This window comes from Pseudomonas sp. Z5-35 (assembly GCF_051131945.1).
GTDB classification, from domain to species: domain Bacteria; phylum Pseudomonadota; class Gammaproteobacteria; order Pseudomonadales; family Pseudomonadaceae; genus Aquipseudomonas; species Aquipseudomonas marvdashtae.
The window spans coordinates 3,858,242-3,880,811 of the sequence record NZ_CP071640.1; the positions used below are offsets into that span (position 1 = coordinate 3,858,242).

The window sequence follows — 22,570 nt, forward strand, 5'->3', positions numbered from 1 at the left end:
CGGCCCTTCTCCGTAGTACTCCGGGTTCGTGCATCAACCTGGAACTCAGAGGGACCGTTTCGCGGTCCAGCGGGAGCAAGCTCCCTCGCCACAAGGTTTGCTATCCCCACTTAACGTTCCGTGAGGAGTTTCCATGATCAGTAAAATTCCCGAACCGGATCTCGCATACCTGCAGAAAGTCTTGCTGGAAATGCTCGCCATTCCCAGCCCGACCGGTTTCACCGACACCATTGTGCGGTATGTCGCCGAGCGACTCGAAGAGCTGGGCATTCCGTTCGAAATGACCCGGCGCGGGACGATTCGCGCCACCCTCAAGGGCCGCCAGAACAGCCCTGACCGAGCCGTCTCGGCGCACTTGGACACCATCGGCGCCTCGGTTCGAGCCATCAAGGACAACGGCCGCCTGACGCTGGCCCCGGTAGGTTGCTGGTCCAGTCGGTTTGCCGAAGGCAGCCGGGTCAGCCTGTTTACCGACACAGGCGTCATCCGCGGCAGTGTGTTGCCGTTGATGGCGTCCGGGCACGCGTTCAACACCGCGGTGGATGAAATGCCCATCAGTTGGGACCACATCGAACTGCGCCTGGACGCCTACTGCACCACCCGCGCCGATTGCGAAACACTGGGGGTCGGTATCGGCGATTACGTCGCCTTCGACCCGTTGCCCGAATTCACCGAAAGTGGCCACATCAGCGCCCGGCACCTGGATGACAAGGCTGGCGTTGCCGCGTTGCTGGCAGCGCTCAAGGCCATTGTCGACAGCGGCGAAGAGTTGCTGATCGACTGCCACCCACTCTTCACCATCACGGAGGAAACCGGCAGCGGCGCGGCGGCGGCATTGCCCTGGGACGTCAGTGAGTTCGTCGGGATCGACATCGCTCCGGTCGCACCTGGCCAGCATTCCAGCGAACATGCGGTGAGCGTGGCGATGCAGGATTCCGGAGGCCCCTACGACTATCATCTGTCGCGCCACCTGTTGAAGCTGGCCCGCGAGAACGAGTTGCCGGCGCGCCGCGACCTGTTCCGCTACTACTTCAGCGACGCCCACTCGGCCATCACCGCCGGCCACGACATCCGCACCGCCCTGCTCGCTTTCGGCTGCGACGCCACCCATGGCTATGAGCGCACCCACATCGACAGCCTGGCCGCACTGAGCCGCTTGCTTGGCGCGTATATCCTCAGCCCACCGGTGTTTGCCAGCGACGCGCAACCCGCCCAGGGGTCGCTGGACCGCTTCAGCCACCAGATCGAACACGATGCGCAGATGGAAAGCGATACCCGCGTGCCGTCAGTCGACAGCCTGATCGGGCAGCGTTCGGATCAGTGATCCGGATTCAAGCATTGGGGGATAACGCTGGAGCAGCCGTCGCGAAGCCCAGGCTAGCCGCGACGGCCTATCCACCGTAGCATCCGCTTCATTGTTTAGCGGAGCCCTATGATGCTGATCCCCTACGACCAACTCGAAGTCGACACGCTCACCCGCCTGATCGAGGATTTCGTCACCCGCGATGGGACTGACAATGGCGACGATACGCCTTTGGAGACGCGAGTTCTGCGGGTCAGGCAGGCCCTGACCAAAGGCCAGGCCATGATTGTCTTCGACCCCGAAAGCGAACAGTGCCAACTGATGCTCAAGCATGACGTGCCCAAGCACCTATTCGACTGAACAGGCCTTGCGTGCGGCCTGGGCCTTTTTTCTCTGGATCTTGTCGTAGATTTCCGAGCGATGGACGTCGACGTGCCGGGGCGCCTCCACGCCGAAACGCACGGTGCTGCCGCTGATCGACAGGACGCGGACGGAAATGTCGTCACCGATGGAAATCAACTCACCTACAGCGCGGCTTAGTACGAGCATGGCTCTTGTCCTTAAGAATGTCTGGACCTCGACCATGCCCGGGCTGTTTTCTGTGCACAAGGTGCCGGAGGGAATTCAGTAACCCCCTACAAACAAAACTCCGGCAGCTGAAGGAAACGTCCTGCAAAACCCGGTCAGGCACTGGGTCAATTCAAGGACCGGAGAACCGCGGCCCAAACAAAATCACACCCGCGCCCAACACGCAGAGCGCCACGCCAATCCAGTCGGAACCCAGCGGCCGTACTCGCTCTACAACGGCCAGCCAGCCAATGGAAGCGATGATATAAATTCCCCCGTAGGCGGCATAGGCACGACCGGCGTAGGTCGCTTCGATGCGGGTCAGCAAGAGGGCGAACAGCGTCAGGCTGAGCAGCGCCGGCGCGATCCACCAGGCGCTCTTGCCTTGGCGCAACCACATCCAGAAGGCGTAGCAGCCAGCGATTTCAAAGAGTGCGGCGAGAAAAAACCACAAATAGTTGAGCATGGAGCAGTCCATCAGGAAGGCACGAGCGCGCCATCCTGAGGACATTGGAACCTGGGGTCAACCCTGGTTCTGACGGGCCTTGGCGCGCATCTTGTCGGCCATGGCCGTCATTTCGTCATACAACAGCTTGGGATTCTTTTGTTTGGTGGCCCAGGCCATGCGCCCCTGCTCATGGGGCAGGATCATGAATTCGCCCTGGGCGACGTGCTGGTACATGTAATCGGCGATGTCGGCGGCGCTGATCGGCGAGCTTTCCAGCAATTTGCCGACTTGGGCTTTCATGGCCGGGGTCGGGCCGCGGAACGAGTCCAGCAGGTTGGTCTGGAAGAACGACGGGCAGACCACATGCACCCCAATCTCCTGCTGCGCCAGCTCGATCAGCAGGCTCTCCGACAGCGCCACCACACCGGCCTTGGCCACGTTGTAGTTGCTCATGGCGGGGCCCTGCATCAGCGCAGCCATGGAAGCGATGTTGATGATCTTCCCACGGCTTTTTTCCAGCAGCGGCAGGAACGCCTTGCAGCCCTTGACCACGCCCATCAGGTTGATCGCGATTTGCCAGTCCCAATCCTCCAGGGACAATTCGCTGAAGAACCCGCCTGAAGCTACGCCGGCGTTGTTGACGATGATGTCGATGCCGCCGAGTTTTTCCTCGCAGGCCTGGGCAAACGCCGTGAGCTGGCTGTAGTCGCGCACATCGCAGCGCTGGACGAAGCCGTCGCCGCCTGCGGCGCGTACCAGCTTGAGGGTTTCCAGCAGGCCAGGCTCGCTGACATCGGACAAGGCCAGGCGCCAGCCTTCGCGGGCCCAGCGCAGCGCGATTTCGCGACCCAGGCCAGAGCCGGCACCAGTGATCATCATGCGATTTTGCATAGGGAAACAGCCTTGTTGTTCCGGGAGAGATGGGCCGAGTGTAGCGAAGGCGCCGGCCGGACCCACGCTCCATCAGATTGCTGAATGGCGGGGGCAAACCGCAGGCGGTTTTGAAGTCTTGGCCTGGAACCTGCGAACGCCAAAGTCATGCGTTATGGCAACAGCAAAAAACATTGAATTTTTTACTGGGCGTTACGGTCGGACTTATTAAGCCGCCCGGATTTAATGCATGCGCGCTGGCAGTTGAAAGTTACATCACTCCAGAACTGACCAATAAGGAAATCAACAATGGGCACTATTCTAATCATCATCCTGATCCTCCTGCTGATCGGTGGCCTGCCGGTCTTCCCGCACTCCAGAAGTTGGGGTTATGGCCCGTCCGGTATCATCGGCGTCGTACTGGTGGTGCTGTTGGTCCTGCTGTTACTCGGCAAGATATAAATACCAAGCGCAAAAAAAAAGAGGCCCTTCGGGCCTCTTTTTTTATGGGTCGCCGATATCAGTCCGGCTTGCCGTCTATAACGCCTGCGGTGTTATCCATCAGGCTCTTGGTCGCGGTTTGCAGGAACGCTTCGAGCTTGAGTTTCAACTCGGCAGCCTCCGGTGCATCCGGGAGAATTTGCGCACGGGGGGTGGCGCCCAGTTCGTATCGGTACATCTTCGGCGGCATATCCTTTGGCAGCATCAGAACCGTATCGCCACGGATGATCGCGGTAGTCTGATCGCTACCCGACGGCTTGATCACGCCAAAACCGGTGTCGCCTTCCGACAAGTTCAACAAGTCACGGCCCCAGCACTGGTGACGCACTTGCCCACCGAGCCGGCCCATGATGGTCGGCACGATGTCGACCTGGGTACCCACGGTGTGGCTGCGCTGGCCGAATTTTTCCTGGACGCCCGGGCCGATCAACAGCATCGGCACGTTGAAACGACCCAGGTCCATTTCGCTGATCTGACGCTCGTTGCCGAAGCCATGGTCGCCGACCACGACAAACAGCGTTTCCTTGAAGTAAGGCTCCTTGCGCGCCTTCTCGAAGAACTGCCCCAGCGCCCAATCGGAGTAACGCATGGCGGTCAGGTGTTCGTTCAGGCTGCCACGGTCAGTGACCGGCTCGACTGGCAACGGTGTCGGCAGCGCGTACGGCGTGTGGTTGGACAGAGTTTGCAGCAAGGCATAGAAAGGCTTGCCGTTTTCCCGCGCCTTGAGCTCGATCAGGCCACGGTCGAACATGTCCTGGTCGGAAACGCCCCAGGTCGGGTCGGAGAATACCGGGTTCACATAGTCATTGCGCCCGATGAAGTGGGTCATGCCCTGGCTGCTGAAGAAGCCTGACTGGTTGTCCCAGGCAAAATCGCCGTTGTAGACATACACGTCGTCGTATTCACGCGCGCTGAGCAACTGTGGCAGGCCCGACAGCTTATGGCTGCCTTCCGGCGTCTGCATCAGGTATTCGAAGCCCGGCAGGTTCGGGAAACACGCCATGGTGGCGAACATGCCCTGGTGGGTGTGGGTGCCGTTGGAGAAGAAACGGTCGAACAGCAGGCCTTCCTTGGACAGTTTGTCCAGGTAAGGCGTGATGTTGCCCGGCGCGCCCAAGGCGCCCACCGAGTGACCGGCCATGCTTTCCATGAGGATCACCACGACGTTCTTGATCGGCAGCGTCTTGTCGGCCGGCGGCGTGTAGTCGCGGCGCACGGCGGCCGTCTCGGTATCCACCAGTTTGTCGTCGGGCATCACCAGCATGTCACGGACGGTCTGTTGCGCCAGCGGTTGCTCGAGGGTGGCTTTCCAGATGTTGTCGCGGTGTTCGGACATGCGGCTCTTGGCCGCCGCCACCAACGACAACGTGCCGTTGAGGCCCAATTGGTTGGCGAAGTTCGAATCAGTGGTGTAGACGTCGCCCCAACGCAGCGGCGGGCCTTGGCGCAGGGTGCCACGCGCAGCGGCCACCGCCACCACCAGGCAGATCATGAACACCGCGACACGTCCGTACCACGGGGCGATCTGGCGTGTGCCGATGCTGCCGCCGCTGAAAGGCCCGCGCGGCCGGGTGGCGCGATCGGCGCCCTTGAACGCCAGGCTCATGAGCAGGGTGCCGCCGACCCAGGCCAGCAGGTAACGCACCACCGGAAAACCGTACCAAAGCATGCTCGCCACGGTTTTCGGGTCTTCCTTCACATACTGGAAGACCAAGCCGTTGAGGCGCTGGTGGAATTCACGGTAGAAGTCCATTTCCATCAGGCCCAAGAACAGCGCAATACTGGAAGTGACGGTCAGCCAGAAACGAAAGAATCCACGTGCCGCCATCGCTCGCGCGCTGAACAATGCCAGCAGCAGCGGAATGCAGAGATAGACGACCAGGCGCAAGTCAAAACGCAGGCCGTTGGCAAATGCTTCAACGAAGGTGGAGGCTGGGGTGTCGAGGATCATTTCGCGGTTATAGACCAGCAGCGCAACGCGCAACAGGCTCAGCATGACCATCATCACCAAGGCACAGAGCAACGTATAGGCCAGGTGCGATTTGACGGTCGGTTGCAGCAGGCGATGCGTGGTGCGCTGCTGACTCAGGGCGTCCGGGATTGCCATGTCGTTTAGGGACCTATTGGAATTGGAGGAACAAAAAAGAACAACGGCGCGCCCTCTGTTGGCCAATAACAGGCCCGGGGCTTTCGCGAAGGCGCAAATCTTGCACCAACGGCCATGGCATTGCCATTAAATAACCGCGGCAATAAAAGCGCGTGGGATTGTCCGCAAGGTTTGGTGAAAATTTCGTTCAATGAATATCTGGAAACACAAAAGCGCCCGAGCGCTCTTGTGGCGAGGGAGCTTGCTCCCGCTGGGCTGCGGCCCCCAACACACGCAGAGGCAACTGGGTGTGTCAGGTAGATCCAGGAGGGCCGCTTCGCGCCCCAGCGGGAGCAAGCTCCCTCGCCACAGAAGCATCTCGCCTCAATTGCCGGGGCCTCAGTCGTTGCTCGGCTTGTTGATTGCCTGCAACACATATTGCGGCATGGCAAAGGCGCCGATGTGGATCTCGGGGTTGTAGTAACGGGTGACGATGCCGCTGCCGATGAAACGCTCGCGCAGGGTTTCACACGACAACTTGCGATAGGCAGGTTCAGTCGCGCCCCAAGCAAAGGTCATGGCGCCGCCAATGTAGGTCGGCACGGCTGCCTGGTAGAAATGCCAGTCGGCGAACAAACCGCGCAGGCGCCCGGCAGTGGTCTGCACTTCACCCAGTTGCATGAATGGCGTGCCGTTCTGGGTTACCAGGATGCCGCCTTCGTTCAGGCAACGATGGCAAGCCTGGTAGAAGTTCTCCGAGAACAACACTTCACCCGGGCCGATCGGGTCGGTGGAATCGGAAATGATGACGTCGAATTTCTCCTGGGTGGTGGCGACAAAACGCATGCCGTCGTCGATCACCAGATTCAGGCGCGGGTCATCGTAGGCCCCCTTGGAGTGGTTGGGCAGGAATTCCTTGCACATGTCCACCACCGTGCCATCGATCTCGACCATGGTGATGTGCTCGATGCCGATGTGCTTGGTCACTTCGCGCAGCATGCCGCCGTCGCCACCACCGATGATCAGCACGCGCTTGACCGCGCCATGGGCCAGGATAGGCACGTGGGTCAGCATTTCGTGGTAGATGAATTCATCGGCTTCGGTGGTCTGGATCACGCCGTCCAGGGCCATGACCCGGCCCATGCGCGGATTTTCAAAGATCACCAGGTGCTGGTGCTCGGTGCGCACCTCATGCAGCAGCTTGTCCATCCGAAAACGCTGGCCGTAGCCTTCGTAGAGGGTTTCCAGGTAATCGCCGGTCGGGGTGGTCGTCATGGTCAGGTGCTCCGATAAATACGCGGTTGGCCAATGAGGCTCGCAAAGGCGCGCATTCTACGACGCTGGGGATGACAGGTCGAACCTTGGCGCTCCAAAGTCCGATCGTTCCCACGCCTGCGTGGGAACGCATCCAGTAACGCTCTGCGTCACAGAGGACGCTCTGCGTCCCGGGGCGGCATTCCCACGCGGAGCGTGAGAACGATCACAGTCGTTAGTTGAATTTGCGTCCGAGCCCCGCCGGCACGCCCTCGATGGTGGTCTCTTCCCACGGTCCGTTCGGGCTGACGGAGCGGCTCCAGCCGTTGTTCCAGCGGTAATAGGTGCGCTGGCGGTAGAAGGTATTGGTCTGGTTATCGAGGACATAAACCCCAAGCTTGGCATCCCAGTGACTGTTGCCACCCGGTGGCGGAGCGAAGCTGGCGGAGGTGCGCGGCACGGGTTTGGCCGGTTTGTTCGGGGTTACTGGTTTGCCGGGCGCGGTCGACGGCACCGGCTTGGTGGTCGGTGTCGAAGGCGGAATGGGCGGCAACGGCGTCGGAGGCTCCGGTGGGCGCTGGACCGCACAAGCACTCAGGCCCAGGACGAGCGTGAGCAGGGTCATACGAGCGATGGCGGTCATGGTGCGATTTCCTGTCATTGGTCCGGACTGTCGATGGTCAATTGTTGCAGCGCGGTGGTACTGCTCGCCAAGGGCTGGCTGCGACCGATCCACTCGCCGGCGGTCGGTTGACCGGCCCGGGAGATGCGCGCCACCAGTTGGACTTCGGGGAAGTTGGACAGTTTCAGTTGCGGCATCATCGCATCGGCGTCGCCCAGCTCGACGCTGGCCGGCAGGTCGGCGACGGTCAGGCGCTTGGCCGCCAGCGGCGCCGGCGGACCGGAAACGGCGCGGGCGAAGATGAACACGCTGTCGCCCGGTTGCACCTTGGCCTTGAGCGCCGGATCCAGGTCGACGCGCACCTTGAGCAGCGCCGCAGCCTTGGTCGCCGGCGCCTGAGCGACCTTGCCGCCACTGGCCTGGAGCTTCTCGCTGGCGCGGGTAATGCCGCCCTGCAATGCTTCACGGGACTTGTCACCTTCAGGCAGTTGCGCCAGCAGGCGTCCCCAATAATCGATCGCTTCCTGATAGCGCTCGCCTTCGAACGCGGCAATCCCCAACAGGCCGAGGCTGGTGACTTCCTTCGGATCGAGCTTCAGCGCCTCGTCGGTCAGGGCCTGGACCTTGTCCGACCATTTTTTGCCGTCGGCGAAATACTGCGCCTGGGCCCACTGTCCCAGCAGCTCGGGTTGGCGACCGGCCACCGCCACGGTGCGCTCGAAGATCTTCGCCGCGTCCGCCGGCCGGTCCTGCGCCATGTAGGTCCGACCGAGGAAATACAGGCCCTCGGCGGAGTCCGGTTGTGCCGCCACTGCGCGCTCCAGGCGCAAGGTCATTTCTTCCATCGACTGCGGCGCCTGGGCGAATTCACGGGTCAGCTCGACCTTGTCGCTGGCGCCAAAATGCAGGTACAGCGCCAGGCCCAATATCGGCACCAGCACAGCAGCGAGCAGTGGCAACGGCTTGCCCAAGCGGGATTCACGCGGTGCATCGGCGCCTTCGGTGTCGGCGAGCAGTTCCCGCGCGGCCTCGGCGCGGCCTGTGTCCAGTTGCGCGGCATTGAGCACGCCCTCCTCCCGCTCGGCCTGCAGCTCGGCGACGCGCTCTTGGTACAGCGCCACGTTCAGCGCGGTGCGGTCTTCTTCCAACTGGGCGCGGCGACCGCGCAGCACAGGAATCAACAGGAAACTCAGGGCAACCAGGAGGAGCAGACCTGCAGCGAGCCAGAAATCAATCATGCTTGGTTTTTTCCAACAGTTGGTCGAGGCGCTGGCGCTCTTCGACAGAAAGCGTGTCCGGGGCAGCGCTGCGCTGGACCCGGCGGCGACGCACGATCACCGCAATGACGACGAAACCACCCAGCAGCAGCCCGGCTGGGCCGAACCAGAGCAGCGCGGTCTTGGAGGATAGGGCCGGGTTGTAGCGCACGAACTCACCGTAGCGATCAACCATGAAATCGATGATCTGCTGGTTGTCCTTGCCCTCGCCGAGCATGCGGAATATCTCCCTGCGCAGGTCGGTGGCAATTGGAGCATTGGAGTCGGCGATGTCCTGGTTCTGGCATTTGGGGCAGCGCAGTTCCTTGGTCAGTTCGCGAAACCGCTCGCGCTCACCCTCGTTAGCGAATTCATAGGTGTCGATGGCGGCGTGAGCCACGCCGGCCAGGCTCAAGCCAAGAACGACGGCGGCTAACCAGCGCTTCATGGCTTGGCCTCATCCACCAGGGCCTGATACTTGGCCGCCAGTTTCTCACGCCAGACCTGTTCGTCGATCACGCCGACAAACTTGTCGCGAATGATGCCCTTGGCGTCGATGAAGAAGGTTTCCGGCGCGCCATAGACGCCCAGGTTCAGGCCGAGGGTGCCTTCTTCGTCGCGGATGTCCAATTGATAAGGGTTGTGGAACTCGGCCAGCCACTTGAGGGCATCGGCGTTGACGTCCTTGTAGTTGACGCCGTAGATCACCACGCCGTTCTGGGCCAGCTTGTTCAGCACCGGGTGCTCGACCCGGCAGGAAATGCACCAGGTGCCCCAGACATTGACCAGCGCCGGCTTGCCCAGCAGGTCGGCGCGGGTCAGGGTCTTGTCACCTTGCACGGAGGGCAAGGAAAACGCCGGGAACGGCTTGCCGATCATCGCCGAGGGCAACTCGCTCGGATTCAGGTACAGCCCACGGTACAAAAACACCGCCATCAACAGGAACAGCGCCAGCGGCAACACCATCAACCAACGTTTCATGCAGTGGCTCCATTCACACCCAGGGCTTCACGCACCCGGGCTTTCACCTTGACTCGATAACGCCGGTCCAGCGCCGCCAGCACCCCACCCAGGCCGGTGAGCAAGCCACCGAACCATATCCAACGCACGAACGGCTTGACATGGACCCGCACCGCCCAGGCGCCATCACCCAGGGACTCGCCCAGTGCCACGTAAAGGTCGCGGGTGAAACCGGCATCGATCCCGGCCTCGGTCATGACCGAGTTCTGCACGGTGTAGAGGCGTTTTTCCGGGTGCAGGACGGTGATTTCCTGGCCGTTGCGAATGACCCGCACGGTGGCTTTGTCGGAGGTGAAGTTCGGCCCTTCGAAATGCTTGGCGCCCTCGAAGACGAACTGATAACCGCCCAGGTCCATGGACTCGCCCGGCGCCAGGCGCAGGTCGCGCTCGGCGCTGTTCTGGCTGGACAACACCACGCCCAGGGCACAGACGGCGATGCCCAAGTGAGCGATCTGCATGCCCCAGTAACTGCGGGTCAGCGTCGGCAGCCCCTTGATCAGGCCTTTGTGGCGGGTCTTGTCGAAGATGTCCCGCACACCGGCCAGCAACACCCAGGCCGCCAGCGCAAATGTCGCCAGCACCGCCCAGTTGAAGTCGCCATAGGCAACGCCCGCCACCACGGCCAGGGCAGCCGTGCCCAGCAGCACCGGTGTCAACATGCCTACCAGCCATTTCACCGGCGTGTCTTTCCAACGCACCAGCATGCCGACCGCCATCACCACCATCAGGATCGCCATCAGCGGAATGAACAACGCGTTGAAGTACGGCGGGCCGACCGACAGCTTGGCCCCGGACAATGCATCGAGCACCAGCGGGTACAACGTCCCCAGCAGGATCATCGACGCCGCCACCACCAACACCAGGTTGTTGCCCAGCAGCAAGGTTTCCCGCGACCAGAGGTTAAAGCCAACCTGACTCTTCACCACCGGGGCACGCAGGGCGAACAGGGTCAGCGAACCACCGACCACGAACAGCAGGAATATCAGGATGAACACACCGCGCTCAGGATCCGAGGCAAAGGCATGCACCGACGTCAGCACGCCGGAACGCACCAGGAACGTGCCCAACAGGCTCAAGGAGAAGGCCGCGATGGCCAGCAGCACGGTCCAGCTCTTGAATACGCCGCGCTTTTCCGTGACGGCCAAGGAGTGGATCAACGCCGTACCCACCAGCCATGGCATGAACGAGGCGTTTTCCACCGGGTCCCAGAACCACCAGCCGCCCCAGCCGAGCTCGTAATAGGCCCACCACGAACCGAGGGTGATACCGATGCCGAGGAAGGCCCAGGCAACGATGGTCCACGGGCGCGACCAGCGAGCCCAGGCCGCATCGAGACGACCACCGAGCAACGCGGCGATGGCGAAGGCGAAGGCCACGGAAAAGCCGACGTAGCCCATGTAGAGCATCGGCGGATGGACGATCAGGCCGATGTCCTGGAGCAGCGGGTTGAGGTCGCGGCCGTCCATCGGCACTTGCGGCAGGATGCGCTCGAACGGGTTCGACGTGAGGATCAGGAACAGCAGGAAACCGATGCTGATCATGCCCATGATCGCCAGCACGCGGGCGAGCATCACTTGCGGCAATTGCCGGGAGAACACCGAGACCGCGAAGGTCCAGCCGGCGAGAATCAAAGCCCAGAGCAACAGCGACCCTTCATGGGCGCCCCACACCGCACTGAACTTGTAGTACCAGGGCAAGGCAGTGTTGGAGTTGCTGGCGACATAGGCCACGGAAAAATCATCGGCCATGAACGCGTAGGTCAGGCAACCGAAGGAAAACAGCATGAAGGCGAACTGCCCCCATGCCGCTGGCTGGGCCAGGCTCATCCACAAACGGTCGCCACGCCAGGCACCGAGCAACGGCACCACCGCCTGCACCACCGAAAAACACAAGGCCAGAATCATTGCCAGATGGCCCAACTCAGGAACGTAGAGACTCGTCATCGATCAGCCCTCCTTCACGGGAGCGGGCGCCGACTGGCCGCTGTCTTTCAAGGCCTTGGTCACTTCCGGCGGCATGTATTTCTCGTCGTGCTTGGCCAGCACTTCATCGGCCACTACCACGCCGTCGGCGTTGATCTTGCCCAGGGCGACGATGCCCTGCCCTTCGCGGAACAGGTCCGGCAGGATCCCGCGATAGGTGATGGTCACGGTCTTGTTGAAGTCGGTGACGTTGAACTTCACGTCCAGCGAATCGCCGGAGCGCACCAACGAGCCCTGTTCCACCATGCCGCCGGCGCGGATACGGGTGTCCTCGGGCGCTTCGCCGTTGGCAATCTGGGTCGGCGTGTAGAACAGGTTGATGTTTTGCTGCAAAGCGCTCAAGGCCAGGCCGACCGCTGCGCCGACCCCGACGAGGATCGCAAGAATGATGACAAGACGTTTTTTGCGCAGCGGATTCACTGACCGTTCTCCCGGCGCAGACGACGCGCCTCTTGTTGCAGATACCGCTTGCGGGCCAGGATCGGCGCCGCCACGTTGAGGGCCAGCACCGCCAGGCAGATGCCATAGGCTGACCAGACATACAGGCCATGATGGCCCATGGCGAGGAAATCGCCGAATGACGCGAAACTCATCGAGCGGCCTCCAGGCTGTTCCGTACTTCGGCCTTCACCCAACTGGCCCGGGCTTCGCGCTTGAGCACTTCGAGGCGCATGCGCAGCAGCAGCACAGCGCCGAAGAAGCAGTAGAAACCCAGCACGGTCAGCAGCAGCGGCAGCCACATCTCGACCGGCATCGCCGGTTTTTCGGTGAGGGTGAACGTCGCGCCCTGGTGCAGGGTGTTCCACCATTGCACCGAGTATTTGATGATCGGGATGTTGATCACGCCGACAATCGCCAGCACCGCGCAGGCCTTGGCGGCGCTGTCACGATTGCTGATGGCGTTGCCCAGCGCAATAAGACCGAAGTACAGGAACAGCAGGATCAGCATCGACGTCAGTCGTGCATCCCAGACCCACCACGAACCCCAGGTCGGCTTGCCCCAGATCGCCCCGGTGACCAGCGCCACGGCAGTCATCCAGGCGCCGATGGGCGCGGCGCATTGCAAGGCGACGTCGGCCAGTTTCATCTTCCACACCAGCCCGACCACCCCGCAGATCGCCAGCATCACGTAGATGGACTGGGCCAGCATCGCCGTCGGAACATGGATATAAATGATGCGAAAGCTGTTGCCTTGCTGGTAGTCCGGCGGCGCGAAGGCCAGGCCCCAGACCAGGCCGATACCGATCAGCAACAGCGCGGCGACGCTCAGCCAAGGCAGCATTTTGCCGCTGATGCCGTAGAACCACTTGGGTGAGCCGAGCTTATGAAACCAGGTCCAGTTCATTGCAGTTTCCATCACGGTCGCGGCTCGCCATCACGAGTCGCCAGGTCGGCCTTTACTTCAAAAGAAGTGGTCAGTTCTTGACCAGGCCTCATTATTATTCGCCGACGCTGATCTTCAGGCCAGCGGCTATTGCAAAGGGTGTCAGGGTTATCGCCAGGGCGGTCAGGCTTCCAAGCCACAGCAGATAACCGGTTGCCGGCATGCCTTGCAACGCCGCCTGCAAAGCGCCGCTGCCCAGGATCAACACCGGGATGTACAACGGCAGGATCAGCAAGGCCAGCAACAGGCCGCCACGCTTGAGTCCCACCGTCAGCGCCGCACCCACCGCACCGAGCAGGCTCAGCACCGGCGTACCCAGCAGCAGCGACAACAGCAACACCGGCATGCATTCAGCGGGCAACCCCAGCATCATCGCCAGCAGTGGTGAAAGCAACACCAACGCCAGGCCGGAAAAAACCCAGTGTGCCAGTACCTTGGCCAAAACCAGAAGGGCCAGGGGGTGCGACGAAAGGACCCACTGTTCCAGGGAACCGTCCTCGAAATCGCTGCGGAAGAGCCCGTCCAGCGAGAGCAGGACCGACAAAAGCGCTGCCACCCAGACCAGCCCGGGCGACAAGGTTTGCAACAATTGAGTCTCCGGACCGACCGCCAACGGGAACAGCGCGATGACGATCGCAAAGAACACCAACGGGTTGGCCAGTTCGGCCGGACGGCGAAACAGCAGGCGCGCCTCACGGGTAAGCAACAGGCCAAACACACTCATACCGCCCAGTTCCCCAGATCGATGTTGCGATAACCGGACGGCATCCGGGCCAGTGTGTGGTGAGTAGTCAAGAGCACCATCCCACCGTTCTCGCAATGCCGGGCCAGATGTTCTTCAAGTTGCGCGACGCCCTGCTTGTCCAGGGCAGTGTAAGGTTCGTCGAGAATCCACAGCGGCGGGCAGTCGAGGTACAACCGGGCCAGGGCCACGCGGCGTTGTTGCCCGGCGGACAAGGTGTGGCTCGGCACATCTTCGAAGCCGCGCAAGCCTACCGCCGCCAAGGCCTGCCAGATCGCCTCGCGCCCGGCCGGCCGATGCAGCGCGCAGAGCCAGCTGAGGTTTTCTTCGGGGGTCAGCAGATCCTTGATACCGGCGGCATGGCCGATCCATAGCAGGTTGCGGGCCAGCTCGCTGCGCTGGCTGTGCAAAGGATTGCCATTGAGCAGCACCTGGCCGGCGGTGGGTTGCATCAACCCGGCCAGCAGGCGCAACAGGCTGGTCTTGCCACTGCCGTTGGGTCCACTGATCTGCACCATATCGCCACGCGAGAGTCTCAGTTCGAGATTTTCGAAAAGCAGTCGCAGGTCTCGCTCACAGGCGAGGCCAACGGTTTGCAAGAGAGGACTGGTCAAGGGATCACGGGCCTTATACGGTTCAAGTCGGCAATGCAGCGGCCGTTAAAGTGGTGCAGCATAGATGCATTGATGGCCTGTTCCACAGAGCTGCGTCAACAAAAGCGAGGTTTTTGCCACTCCCTGGAAGGCGGGCGGCATTATACATGTGAAGCCTTACGCCCAAGAGGGCTTATTTCCCCAAGGTAAGACCGCAGATGACAGGCGACATGAACATCCCGCCGCTGCCTCAGCCCACGGCAACCACGCGTATGCCAGCGGTGACTGGCGAGCTGCTCAAGCTGCTGGCGCCGGCTGAAGGCCTGATCGGGCCCGGCCAGACCGCCAAGGCCGAGGTGCTGTCGCTCAAACAGGCGGACCAGGCGTTTCAGTTGCTGCTCAAGGTCACCCTGGAAAGCGGTCGCCAGGCCACCGTGCAGGCCACCAGCACCCAGCCGCTGCCGCAAGGCACCAGCCTGGCCGTGACCCAGCCGTCCGCCAGCAACCTGGCGATTACCGTGCAGCAGGCACTGGCTTCCAGCGTCGCCACCCTGACCCGCATCGACACGACGCAGCTGCCCGTGGGTACGCTGCTGCAGGGCAAAGTGCTGACCAGCCAGGCGTTGCCGCAATTGCCCGGGCAACCGGCGGTGTATCGCTCGCTGGTGAGCCTGCTCAACACCGCCCAGGCCGGCAGCACCCTGGACATCGACAGCCCCCAGCCATTGCGCATCGGCACATTGTTGAGTGCCCAGGTGCAAGATGCCCAGACGTTGAAGTTCATTCCCCTGAGCAATCGCCAAGAGCAATTGGCGGTGAGCCAGCAACTGGTGACGCAGGTGAGCCGCCAGGGTTCGCTGGACGGCTTGCTCACCGCCCTGCAAAACCTTCCCGCTGCCGACGATGCCGGGCCCGAGCTGCGCGCCGCCGTCACACGCCTGTTAGCCTCTCTGCCCGACATACAGCAACTGAGCACCCCCAAGGGCCTGGCCCAGGCCATGGTCGCCAGCGGCGTGTTCCTGGAAAGCAAACTGCTGGCCGGCCAGCCGCCGAGCGTGGCACCGGACATGAAAGGCGACCTGTTGAAGCTGATCGCCCAACTGACACCGGCCCTGCCCGCCTCCACCAACCTCACCGCCGTCATTGCCGCCAACACCCTGGCCCAAGCCCTGCCCAGCTTCGTGCGCAGCGCCTTGGGGATGCTCGGCCAAGTCAGCGCCAAGCCACAACCCACGAGTTTTCCGCTGCCCTCGCGGCTGTTGAAAGGCCAGGATGATGAAGGCGATCTGGAACATCTGCTGCGCCTGGCGGCAGCCGCCGTGTCGCGCCTGCAAAGCCATCAATTGTCGAGCCTGGAGCAAACCGGGCTGACTGACGACGGCCGGTTGATGAGCACTTGGCAATTGGAGATACCGATGCGCAACCTGCAGGACATCGTGCCATTGCAGGTCAAATTCCAACGCGAGGAAACCCCGCCCCGGGAACAACCGGACGAACGTCGAGAGCCACGAGAACAGAAGCAGCAATTGTGGAGGGTCGAGCTGTCGTTCGACATGGAGCCGCTGGGGCCATTGCAGATTCAGGCGCAATTGCTCAGCGGTAGCCTGTCCAGCCAGCTCTGGGCACAACGGCCGTACACCGCGAGCCTGATCGAGAGCAACCTGGCCGCGTTGCGTGAGCGCCTGGTGACGTGCGGGCTCAATGTTGGTGACCTGGATTGCCACCTCGGCACCCCGCCCCAAGGGCCGAAGACCCAACTGGAACAACGCTGGGTGGACGAAACCGCATGACAACCCACACCGAACCCCGCCAGGCCATCGCCCTCAAGTACGACGGCCACCACGCCCCGACCCTCACCGCCAAGGGCGACGAAGCCCTGGCCGAGGAAATCCTGCGCATCGCCCGGGAAAGCGAAGTGCCGATTTATGAGAATGCCGAGCTGGTAAAGCTTCTGGCACGGATGGAGTTAGGCGACAGCATTCCGGAAGAGCTGTACCGCACGATTGCCGAGATCATTGCGTTCGCCTGGAACCTGAAGGGCAAGTTTCCCCAGGGCTTTGACCCGCATGCGCAGCCTGTCGAGAAGGATGTGACAGATCGCGGTGATGATTACTGACCAGAGACGACGCTGCTCCTGTGGCGAGGGAGCTTGCTCCCGCTGGGTGGCGCAGCCGCCCCAAGTATGCAGCGACCGCCAAAAAACTTAGGGCCGCTGCGCGCCCCAGCGGGAGCAAGCTCCCTCGCCACGGGGAATGCGTTTCAAAGGCTACGGGTCGAAAACAAAAAATCGCAACCTCCGGCAGTTCCTATAGAGGTATGTGAACCTCTATAGGCGCCGCCAAAGGCTGCGATCTCTTGCAGCTTGCTGCTCAAAGCAATCAACCGCCCTTGTGCAACTTGCTCATCAACTCCGCCTCGGCATGGGTCAGGCCGCAAGCTTGGGTCAGTTCGTCGACGCTGGCGCCCATGCCGACCAGTCGGGCGGCTTGGGCGAAGGACAGGCTGGAGGGGTCGCGTTGTTCCAGTTGCGCCAACTTGTCCGGCAACGGCGCGACGACGGCACGCAGCTCATGGAGCGCTTCGCCCATGCGCACGGTGCCGTTCTGGTAATCGTCGACGCGCTTGGCCAGGTCCCGGATGCGCTGGTCGCGCAGCGCATCGCCCTGGGCTTGCTCAGCGGCGATCTGCCGCTGGGCGCGGATGTACGCCACGAACATCGCCAGCGTGCCTGCCCAGAAAAGGAACAGGACAATGACTGCTACCTCAAGAATCAAATCAGATACTCTCCAGTTCCGACCACTCTTCTTCGCTCATCATCTTGTCCAGTTCGACCAGAATCAGCAACTCATTGTTCTTGTTGCAAACGCCTTGGATGAACTTGGCGGACTCTTCGTTACCCACGTTCGGCGCGGTCTCGATTTCCGACTGACGCAGGTAAACCACTTCGGCAACGCTGTCGACCATGATGCCAACCACTTGCTTGTCGGCTTCGATGATGACGATCCGGGTGTTGTCGCTGATCTCGGCGTTCATCAGGCCGAAGCGCTGACGGGTATCGATCACCGTGACCACGTTGCCGCGCAAGTTGATGATGCCCAACACATAGCTCGGTGCACCTGGAACCGGGGCGATCTCGGTATAGCGCAGCACTTCCTGAACGCGCATCACGTTAATGCCGTAGGTTTCGTTATCGAGCTTGAAGGTCACCCATTGCAGAATCGGATCTTCAGAACCCTTTTGAGACGACGCCTTATCATTCATACCCTGACCCCTCGAAAAACCGCCTGTGGCGGTGTGTGTTCTGTCCGGCGGCGCCCTGCGCCACCGGTTGTCTTATATCGGTTTGCGGACCGGCTTTGCGCCGTCCAGGTGTTTTGCCCCGCCGCTGGCGATCAGCTCCGCCAGTTCGGAAACGTCCAGCAAGGCGCACATGTGTTCGATCACCGTACCGGCCAGCCATGGCCGTTGCCCTCGATGGCTGCGCCATTTGATTTCGTTCGGGTCCAGGCGCAGCGAACGGCTGACCTGGTGCACCGCCAATCCCCATTCGTAACCCTGCACCGAAATCACGTACTGCAGGCCCTGGCGAAAATCATCGCGATAACGGTCCGGCATGACCCAACGCGCGGTATCCAGCACTTTCAAGTTGCCGGCCTGGCTTGGCAGGATCCCGAGGAACCACTCCGGCTGGCCGAACAACGGTGTCAATTCCTGGCCAGCCAAGGAATAAATCGATCCCAGGCAGACCAACGGCACCGCCAGGGTCAACCCGGCGACATCGAACAACAGGCACTCGAACGGCTCGGCGGCCCACGCCGGACGATCATCGCCCGGCACCGGCGGCGGTGGACTGCTCGGCGGCAGGTGGATTTCCACCACCGGCGTCGCCAGGCCTTGCAACAACGGTGCGACGGTCGAAACCGGCGCCAGGATCGGCGCGGGCGCTTCCTTCACCGCCACCTGCGGCTTGCTGACCGGTGCCTCGACTGCTGCGGCAGCCACTGGCAACCGCGCATCACGGGCCTGCTCCTCGAGTACCGCCGCCTGGAACTCATCCAGCACCGCTTCAGGCTCGGCTTCGACCGGCTCGGGCAACGCCTCGACCGTACTCGGCTGCGCCGGTATTTCTTCAGTCGCTTCCTGCAATAGCCCGTCCAGGTAGGACTGCAAGGCCATTTGCGGACGCGAGGTTGTCTTGATCGGGCGGTTCATAGGAACTGTGCGCCACTTGAATAGGTTATCGGCATGGATACGGCAGGACTTGAGCGCCCGCATGCAAGCGCAACGTCTGTGGAAAACCTCATCACCTTAAGCCACCTGCTGCGGAACGAGCTGCTGGGCCAGCAGGTGTTTGAGAAGCGCGCGATAGGCCAGTACGCCACGGCTCTTGCCGTCGAATTGCGACGGTGTGACGCCTGCGCGGCTGGCGTCGCGCAGACGGGTATCGACCGGGATGTAACCTTGCCAGATGTCGTCTGGGTACATATCGCGCAACACACGCAGGGTGCCCAAGGACGCCTGGGTGCGACGGTCGAACAAGGTCGGCACGATGCTGAAAGCCAACGATTGCTTGCGCGAGCGGTTGATCATCGCCAGGGTGTTGACCATGCGCTCCAGGCCTTTCACTGCCAGGTGTTCAGTCTGTACTGGAATCACCAATTGCTGGCTGGCCGCCAACGCATTGACCATCAACAGCCCGAGCAACGGTGGGCTGTCGATGATTGCATAATCGAAATCCTGCCACAGCTGCGCCAGACTCTTGGCGATCACCAGGCCCAGGCCGCTCTGGCCGGGCGACTGACGCTCCAGGGTCGCCAGCGCCGTGCTCGACGGCAACAATGAAATTCGCTCATCGCTGGTGGAGAGCAGCAGTTGCCCTGGCAAGCCTTCGGGCACAACGCCCTTATGCAGGAAAAGGTCGTAGTTGCTGTGCTCCAGGCTGTCGGGATCGTAGCCAAAATAACTGGTCATCGAGCCGTGGGGGTCCAGATCGACGATGACCACGCGCTTGCCCGCCTCGGCCAGCAAACCGGCTAAAGCGATGGAGGATGTGGTTTTGCCCACACCACCTTTTTGATTGGCGACTGCCCAGACTCTCATTCGGATCGTTCCTCCCGATCAAGACGCGCTCGATCGAGAAATAGCTCGGTTATAAAGCCGGTGACGGAGAATTGACGGCGTTCTGTCTTACCGGCGACTTGACCGGGGGCGGTGCAGTTTGTGTGCCAGCCCGCTTCAATGCCGCATCCGGTTTTGCGTTCGCAGTGCCCGTACCGGTCAGGCTGCGACGGACATCGAGGTTGCGCGAGACCACCAGCATCACCCGCCGGTTGCGCGCACGCCCTTCGGCGGTGGCGTTGTTCGCCACCGGCTGGAATTCGCCATAGCCCACCGATGCCAGCCGACCGGGATTGACGCCCTGCATGGCCAGCATGCGCACGATGCTCGCCGAACGGGCCGAGGACAATTCCCAGTTGGTCGGGTACTGCGCGGTGCGGATCGGCTGGTCATCGGTGAAACCTTCGACGTGGATCGGGTTGTCGAACGGTTTCAGGATCGTCGCGACCTTATCGATGATCGTAAACGCCATGTCGCTGGGCATCGCGTCGCCGCTGCCGAATAACAGGCTGGAATTGAGTTCGATCTCGACCCACAACTCATTGCCGCGCACGGTCATCTGGTTGGAGCTGATCAGGTCGCCGAACGCCGCGCTGATGTCATCGGCGATACTCTTCAGCGGATCGCTGCCACCGGCAATACCGGCATCGACCTGCTCGGCGTCCCTGACCAGAGGCTTGGCCGGGGTCGTCGTCTTCGGACGCTCGTCACCGATGGGAATGGGCTTGAGGGCGCGATCGGAGTCGGTAAAAACCCCGATCAACGCCTCGGAGATCACTTTGTACTTACCTTCGTTGACCGACGAGATCGAATACATGACCACGAAAAAGGCGAACAGCAGCGTGATGAAGTCGGCATAGGAAACCAGCCAGCGTTCATGGTTGACGTGTTCTTCACGATGCCTGCGACGTGCCATTTTCCATATCCTCCATCAGTCCATGAAGCCCTGGAGCTTCAACTCAATGGAGCGCGGGTTTTCACCTTCGGCGATCGACAGGATCCCTTCCAGCAGCATTTCGCGGTAGCGCGACTGGCGCAACGCAATGGACTTGAGCTTGGCGGCAATCGGCAACAACACCAGGTTGGCACTCGCCACGCCGTAGATCGTGGCAACGAAGGCCACGGCGATACCGCTGCCCAGCTGCGACGGATCGGCCAGGTTGCCCATCACGTGGATCAAGCCCATGACCGCGCCGATGATGCCGATGGTCGGCGCGTAGCCGCCCATGCTTTCGAAGACTTTCGCCGCTTCGATGTCGCGGCTTTCCTGGGTGTAGAAATCCACTTCCAGGATGCTGCGGATCGCTTCCGGTTCGGCGCCGTCCACCAGCAATTGCAGGCCTTTGCGCGAGTAGCTGTCGGGTTCGGCATCGGCCACCCCTTCCAGACCCAGCAAGCCTTCCTTGCGCGCGGTGAGGCTCCAGTTGACGACGCGGTCGATGCCACCGGCCAGATCGACCCGCGGCGGGAACAAAATCCAGACCAGTACCTGCATGGCGCGCTTGAACGCGCTCATCGGCGATTGCAACAGCGCGGCGCCGACGGTGCCACCGATCACGATCAATGCGGCCGGGCCGTTGGCCAGCGCGCCCAGGTGACCGCCTTCCAGATAATTGCCACCAATGATGGCGACGAACGCCATGATGATGCCGATCAGGCTGAGCACATCCATTACAGGCACGCCTCGACCAGGTGTCTACCGATATCGTCCAGGCTGTAGACCGCGTCGGCCAGGTCCGCCTTGACGATCGCCATCGGCATGCCATAGATCACGCAACTGGCTTCGTCCTGGGCCCAGATCGCACTGCCGCCCTGCTTGAGCAGGCGTGCGCCTTCGCGACCGTCGGCGCCCATGCCGGTGAGCACCACTGCCAGAACTTTGTCGCCGTAGGATTTCGCGGCGGAACCGAAGGTAATGTCGACGCATGGCTTGTAGTTCAAACGCTCATCGCCCGGCAGGATTTTCACCGCGCCACGGCCGTCGATCATCATCTGCTTGCCACCCGGCGCCAGCAGTGCCAGGCCTGGGCGCAGGATGTCGCCGTCTTCGGCTTCCTTGACGCTGATGTTGCACAGCTTGTCCAGGCGCTCGGCGAAAGCCTTGGTGAACGCGGCAGGCATATGCTGGATCAGCACGATGGGGGCCGGAAAATTGGCCGGCAACTGGGTCAGGACCCGCTGCAGCGCGACCGGGCCGCCCGTGGACGTGCCGATGGCGACGAGCTTGTAAGCCTTGCGCTTGGGCGCCGGCGACGAAGCGCTGGCAGGCGCCGAACGAGCGGGAGCAGGTGCCGGGGCACTGCGAACCGGTGCCGGGTTGAAACCGCTGGACGACGCTGGCGTTGGCGCAGGCGTCGGCGCGACAGTAGGTGCAGGTGCAGGTGCGCTGTAGGCACTGACACGCCGATTACTGCGGGAGATGCTGTGGACTTTCTCGCACAGCATCTGCCGGACCTTGTCCGGGTTGCGCGAAATGTCTTCGAAATTCTTTGGCAGGAAATCCACCGCCCCGGCGTCCAGCGCATCGAGGGTGACACGAGCGCCTTCGTGGGTCAGGGAGGAAAACATCAATACCGGGGTCGGGCAGCGCTGCATGATATGCCGCACCGCCGTGATGCCATCCATCATCGGCATCTCGTAGTCCATGGTGATCACGTCCGGCTTGAGTGCCAGGGCTTGATCGATCGCCTCTTTACCATTGGTCGCCGTGCCGACGACCTGAATGCTCGTGTCCGCTGAAAGAATTTCCGAGACGCGGCGGCGGAAGAACCCCGAATCGTCCACCACCAGGACTTTAACTACCATAAACACTCCGTTAGACGAG

General features: G+C 61.9%; 27 protein-coding genes. 5 read left to right on the forward strand and 22 right to left on the reverse strand.

Annotated elements, in window-relative coordinates:
* The first annotated feature begins 133 nt into the window (after nt 1-133).
* Both J3P95_RS17550 and J3P95_RS17555 read left to right on the forward strand, forming a co-directional pair.
* Complete coding sequence (locus tag J3P95_RS17550) at nt 134-1,324, forward strand: osmoprotectant NAGGN system M42 family peptidase (RefSeq protein ID WP_434558057.1); 1,191 nt, start codon at nt 134-136, stop codon at nt 1,322-1,324.
* Nucleotides 1,325-1,435: 111 nt separating this feature from the next.
* A complete protein-coding gene (locus tag J3P95_RS17555) occupies nt 1,436-1,663 on the forward strand; it encodes a YheU family protein (protein WP_047226285.1) in 228 nt (75 codons plus the stop codon).
* Here J3P95_RS17555 and csrA read toward each other — a convergent pair.
* The 3 genes from csrA to J3P95_RS17570 all read right to left on the reverse strand — a co-directional run bounded on the left by csrA (nt 1,652) and on the right by J3P95_RS17570 (nt 3,209).
* Nucleotides 1,652-1,852, reverse strand: a complete 201-nt coding sequence (csrA, locus tag J3P95_RS17560; protein WP_186610467.1) for a carbon storage regulator CsrA — start codon at nt 1,850-1,852, stop codon at nt 1,652-1,654. The two genes, J3P95_RS17555 and csrA, sit on opposite strands and share 12 nt — an antisense overlap.
* Nucleotides 1,853-2,003: 151 nt before the next feature.
* Complete coding sequence (locus tag J3P95_RS17565) at nt 2,004-2,336, reverse strand: YnfA family protein (RefSeq protein ID WP_434580311.1); 333 nt, start codon at nt 2,334-2,336, stop codon at nt 2,004-2,006.
* A 57-nt stretch (nt 2,337-2,393) separates the two neighbouring features.
* Nucleotides 2,394-3,209 (reverse strand): SDR family oxidoreductase, encoded by an 816-nt coding sequence (locus J3P95_RS17570; protein WP_434580309.1) that lies wholly within the window; start codon nt 3,207-3,209, stop codon nt 2,394-2,396.
* Between the two features lie 288 nt (nt 3,210-3,497).
* Between J3P95_RS17570 and J3P95_RS17575 the strand changes: the two genes are divergently transcribed.
* Entirely contained in the window at nt 3,498-3,650 is a 153-nt protein-coding gene (locus tag J3P95_RS17575; RefSeq protein WP_003183939.1) for a DUF3309 family protein, read from the forward strand.
* A 58-nt stretch (nt 3,651-3,708) separates the two neighbouring features.
* Here the strand turns inward: J3P95_RS17575 and J3P95_RS17580 are convergent, their stop codons facing one another.
* The 12 genes from J3P95_RS17580 to ccmA all read right to left on the reverse strand — a co-directional run bounded on the left by J3P95_RS17580 (nt 3,709) and on the right by ccmA (nt 14,649).
* Complete coding sequence (locus tag J3P95_RS17580; RefSeq protein ID WP_434558059.1) at nt 3,709-5,796, reverse strand: LTA synthase family protein; 2,088 nt, start codon at nt 5,794-5,796, stop codon at nt 3,709-3,711.
* A 378-nt stretch (nt 5,797-6,174) separates the two neighbouring features.
* Nucleotides 6,175-7,050, reverse strand: a complete 876-nt coding sequence (gene speE / locus J3P95_RS17585; RefSeq protein WP_434580307.1) for a polyamine aminopropyltransferase — start codon at nt 7,048-7,050, stop codon at nt 6,175-6,177.
* 214 nt (nt 7,051-7,264) lie between these two features.
* Nucleotides 7,265-7,672, reverse strand: a complete 408-nt coding sequence (locus J3P95_RS17590; RefSeq protein ID WP_434558061.1) for a hypothetical protein — start codon at nt 7,670-7,672, stop codon at nt 7,265-7,267.
* Nucleotides 7,673-7,686: 14 nt separating this feature from the next.
* Nucleotides 7,687-8,889 (reverse strand): c-type cytochrome biogenesis protein CcmI, encoded by a 1,203-nt coding sequence (gene ccmI, locus J3P95_RS17595; RefSeq protein WP_434558062.1) that lies wholly within the window; start codon nt 8,887-8,889, stop codon nt 7,687-7,689.
* Entirely contained in the window at nt 8,882-9,355 is a 474-nt protein-coding gene (locus tag J3P95_RS17600) for a cytochrome c-type biogenesis protein (protein WP_434558063.1), read from the reverse strand. Before J3P95_RS17600 ends, ccmI begins: the two co-directional genes overlap by 8 nt.
* Nucleotides 9,352-9,888, reverse strand: coding sequence for a DsbE family thiol:disulfide interchange protein (locus J3P95_RS17605; protein ID WP_434580304.1), 537 nt, complete (start codon nt 9,886-9,888; stop codon nt 9,352-9,354). Before J3P95_RS17605 ends, J3P95_RS17600 begins: the two co-directional genes overlap by 4 nt.
* Nucleotides 9,885-11,870, reverse strand: coding sequence for a heme lyase CcmF/NrfE family subunit (locus tag J3P95_RS17610; RefSeq protein ID WP_434558065.1), 1,986 nt, complete (start codon nt 11,868-11,870; stop codon nt 9,885-9,887). The genes J3P95_RS17605 and J3P95_RS17610 overlap by 4 nt, the downstream gene beginning before the upstream one ends.
* Nucleotides 11,871-11,873: 3 nt before the next feature.
* Nucleotides 11,874-12,329 (reverse strand): cytochrome c maturation protein CcmE, encoded by a 456-nt coding sequence (ccmE, locus tag J3P95_RS17615; protein ID WP_186637124.1) that lies wholly within the window; start codon nt 12,327-12,329, stop codon nt 11,874-11,876.
* Entirely contained in the window at nt 12,326-12,502 is a 177-nt protein-coding gene (ccmD, locus tag J3P95_RS17620; RefSeq protein ID WP_007939192.1) for a heme exporter protein CcmD, read from the reverse strand. The genes ccmE and ccmD overlap by 4 nt, the downstream gene beginning before the upstream one ends.
* The gene (locus tag J3P95_RS17625; protein ID WP_434558066.1) at nt 12,499-13,254 is read right to left on the reverse strand and encodes a heme ABC transporter permease; all 756 of its coding nucleotides are present in this window, start codon (nt 13,252-13,254) and stop codon (nt 12,499-12,501) included. The genes ccmD and J3P95_RS17625 overlap by 4 nt, the downstream gene beginning before the upstream one ends.
* Before the next feature lie 94 nt (nt 13,255-13,348).
* Nucleotides 13,349-14,017 (reverse strand): heme exporter protein CcmB, encoded by a 669-nt coding sequence (gene ccmB, locus J3P95_RS17630; protein WP_434558067.1) that lies wholly within the window; start codon nt 14,015-14,017, stop codon nt 13,349-13,351.
* Complete coding sequence (ccmA, locus tag J3P95_RS17635) at nt 14,014-14,649, reverse strand: cytochrome c biogenesis heme-transporting ATPase CcmA (protein ID WP_434558068.1); 636 nt, start codon at nt 14,647-14,649, stop codon at nt 14,014-14,016. Before ccmA ends, ccmB begins: the two co-directional genes overlap by 4 nt.
* A 197-nt stretch (nt 14,650-14,846) precedes the next feature.
* Here ccmA and J3P95_RS17640 point away from each other — a divergent pair, with 197 nt between their 5' ends.
* Both J3P95_RS17640 and J3P95_RS17645 read left to right on the forward strand, forming a co-directional pair.
* The gene (locus J3P95_RS17640; RefSeq protein WP_434580301.1) at nt 14,847-16,418 is read left to right on the forward strand and encodes a flagellar hook-length control protein FliK; all 1,572 of its coding nucleotides are present in this window, start codon (nt 14,847-14,849) and stop codon (nt 16,416-16,418) included.
* Nucleotides 16,415-16,744 carry an EscU/YscU/HrcU family type III secretion system export apparatus switch protein gene (locus tag J3P95_RS17645; protein WP_186610451.1) on the forward strand — a complete coding sequence of 110 codons (330 nt, stop codon included), beginning with the start codon at nt 16,415-16,417 and terminating at the stop codon, nt 16,742-16,744. The genes J3P95_RS17640 and J3P95_RS17645 overlap by 4 nt, the downstream gene beginning before the upstream one ends.
* Before the next feature lie 262 nt (nt 16,745-17,006).
* On the opposite strand, the gene J3P95_RS17650 is transcribed toward J3P95_RS17645, so the two are convergent.
* From J3P95_RS17650 to J3P95_RS17680, 7 genes are all read right to left on the reverse strand, one after another.
* The gene (locus J3P95_RS17650) at nt 17,007-17,402 is read right to left on the reverse strand and encodes a DUF2802 domain-containing protein (protein WP_434558082.1); all 396 of its coding nucleotides are present in this window, start codon (nt 17,400-17,402) and stop codon (nt 17,007-17,009) included.
* A 1-nt stretch (nt 17,403) separates the two neighbouring features.
* Nucleotides 17,404-17,889, reverse strand: a complete 486-nt coding sequence (locus J3P95_RS17655; RefSeq protein ID WP_003199144.1) for a chemotaxis protein CheW — start codon at nt 17,887-17,889, stop codon at nt 17,404-17,406.
* 72 nt (nt 17,890-17,961) lie between these two features.
* On the reverse strand, nt 17,962-18,840 hold the full coding sequence (locus J3P95_RS17660) for a CheW domain-containing protein (RefSeq protein WP_434558083.1): 879 nt from the start codon (nt 18,838-18,840) through the stop codon (nt 17,962-17,964).
* 96 nt (nt 18,841-18,936) lie between these two features.
* Nucleotides 18,937-19,728, reverse strand: a complete 792-nt coding sequence (locus J3P95_RS17665; protein WP_434558084.1) for a ParA family protein — start codon at nt 19,726-19,728, stop codon at nt 18,937-18,939.
* Nucleotides 19,729-19,777: 49 nt separating this feature from the next.
* Entirely contained in the window at nt 19,778-20,662 is an 885-nt protein-coding gene (motD, locus tag J3P95_RS17670) for a flagellar motor protein MotD (protein WP_434580298.1), read from the reverse strand.
* Nucleotides 20,663-20,677: 15 nt separating this feature from the next.
* On the reverse strand, nt 20,678-21,418 hold the full coding sequence (locus J3P95_RS17675) for a flagellar motor protein (RefSeq protein WP_305499634.1): 741 nt from the start codon (nt 21,416-21,418) through the stop codon (nt 20,678-20,680).
* On the reverse strand, nt 21,418-22,551 hold the full coding sequence (locus tag J3P95_RS17680; protein ID WP_434558085.1) for a protein-glutamate methylesterase/protein-glutamine glutaminase: 1,134 nt from the start codon (nt 22,549-22,551) through the stop codon (nt 21,418-21,420). The genes J3P95_RS17675 and J3P95_RS17680 overlap by 1 nt, the downstream gene beginning before the upstream one ends.
* Nucleotides 22,552-22,570: the final 19 nt, after the last annotated feature.

Bases quoted from the DNA above. Each gene is read 5' to 3' on its own strand.
- J3P95_RS17590 (WP_434558061.1), bottom strand. From the start codon at position 7,672: ATGACCGCCATCGCTCGTATGACCCTGCTCACGCTCGTCCTGGGCCTG.
- motD (WP_434580298.1), bottom strand. From the start codon at position 20,662: ATGGCACGTCGCAGGCATCGTGAAGAACACGTCAACCATGAACGCTGG.
- J3P95_RS17605 (WP_434580304.1), bottom strand. From the start codon at position 9,888: ATGAAACGTTGGTTGATGGTGTTGCCGCTGGCGCTGTTCCTGTTGATG.
- J3P95_RS17555 (WP_047226285.1), top strand. From the start codon at position 1,436: ATGCTGATCCCCTACGACCAACTCGAAGTCGACACGCTCACCCGCCTG.
- J3P95_RS17640 (WP_434580301.1), top strand. From the start codon at position 14,847: ATGACAGGCGACATGAACATCCCGCCGCTGCCTCAGCCCACGGCAACC.
- J3P95_RS17565 (WP_434580311.1), bottom strand. From the start codon at position 2,336: ATGCTCAACTATTTGTGGTTTTTTCTCGCCGCACTCTTTGAAATCGCT.
- J3P95_RS17570 (WP_434580309.1), bottom strand. From the start codon at position 3,209: ATGCAAAATCGCATGATGATCACTGGTGCCGGCTCTGGCCTGGGTCGC.
- J3P95_RS17575 (WP_003183939.1), top strand. From the start codon at position 3,498: ATGGGCACTATTCTAATCATCATCCTGATCCTCCTGCTGATCGGTGGC.
- J3P95_RS17625 (WP_434558066.1), bottom strand. From the start codon at position 13,254: ATGAACTGGACCTGGTTTCATAAGCTCGGCTCACCCAAGTGGTTCTAC.
- J3P95_RS17665 (WP_434558084.1), bottom strand. From the start codon at position 19,728: ATGAGAGTCTGGGCAGTCGCCAATCAAAAAGGTGGTGTGGGCAAAACC.
- J3P95_RS17645 (WP_186610451.1), top strand. From the start codon at position 16,415: ATGACAACCCACACCGAACCCCGCCAGGCCATCGCCCTCAAGTACGAC.
- J3P95_RS17580 (WP_434558059.1), bottom strand. From the start codon at position 5,796: ATGGCAATCCCGGACGCCCTGAGTCAGCAGCGCACCACGCATCGCCTG.
- speE (WP_434580307.1), bottom strand. From the start codon at position 7,050: ATGACGACCACCCCGACCGGCGATTACCTGGAAACCCTCTACGAAGGC.
- J3P95_RS17680 (WP_434558085.1), bottom strand. From the start codon at position 22,551: ATGGTAGTTAAAGTCCTGGTGGTGGACGATTCGGGGTTCTTCCGCCGC.
- J3P95_RS17610 (WP_434558065.1), bottom strand. From the start codon at position 11,870: ATGACGAGTCTCTACGTTCCTGAGTTGGGCCATCTGGCAATGATTCTG.
- J3P95_RS17655 (WP_003199144.1), bottom strand. From the start codon at position 17,889: ATGAATGATAAGGCGTCGTCTCAAAAGGGTTCTGAAGATCCGATTCTG.
- J3P95_RS17675 (WP_305499634.1), bottom strand. From the start codon at position 21,418: ATGGATGTGCTCAGCCTGATCGGCATCATCATGGCGTTCGTCGCCATC.
- J3P95_RS17600 (WP_434558063.1), bottom strand. From the start codon at position 9,355: ATGAAGCGCTGGTTAGCCGCCGTCGTTCTTGGCTTGAGCCTGGCCGGC.
- J3P95_RS17550 (WP_434558057.1), top strand. From the start codon at position 134: ATGATCAGTAAAATTCCCGAACCGGATCTCGCATACCTGCAGAAAGTC.
- ccmB (WP_434558067.1), bottom strand. From the start codon at position 14,017: ATGAGTGTGTTTGGCCTGTTGCTTACCCGTGAGGCGCGCCTGCTGTTT.
- ccmD (WP_007939192.1), bottom strand. From the start codon at position 12,502: ATGAGTTTCGCGTCATTCGGCGATTTCCTCGCCATGGGCCATCATGGC.
- J3P95_RS17660 (WP_434558083.1), bottom strand. From the start codon at position 18,840: ATGAACCGCCCGATCAAGACAACCTCGCGTCCGCAAATGGCCTTGCAG.
- ccmI (WP_434558062.1), bottom strand. From the start codon at position 8,889: ATGATTGATTTCTGGCTCGCTGCAGGTCTGCTCCTCCTGGTTGCCCTG.
- csrA (WP_186610467.1), bottom strand. From the start codon at position 1,852: ATGCTCGTACTAAGCCGCGCTGTAGGTGAGTTGATTTCCATCGGTGAC.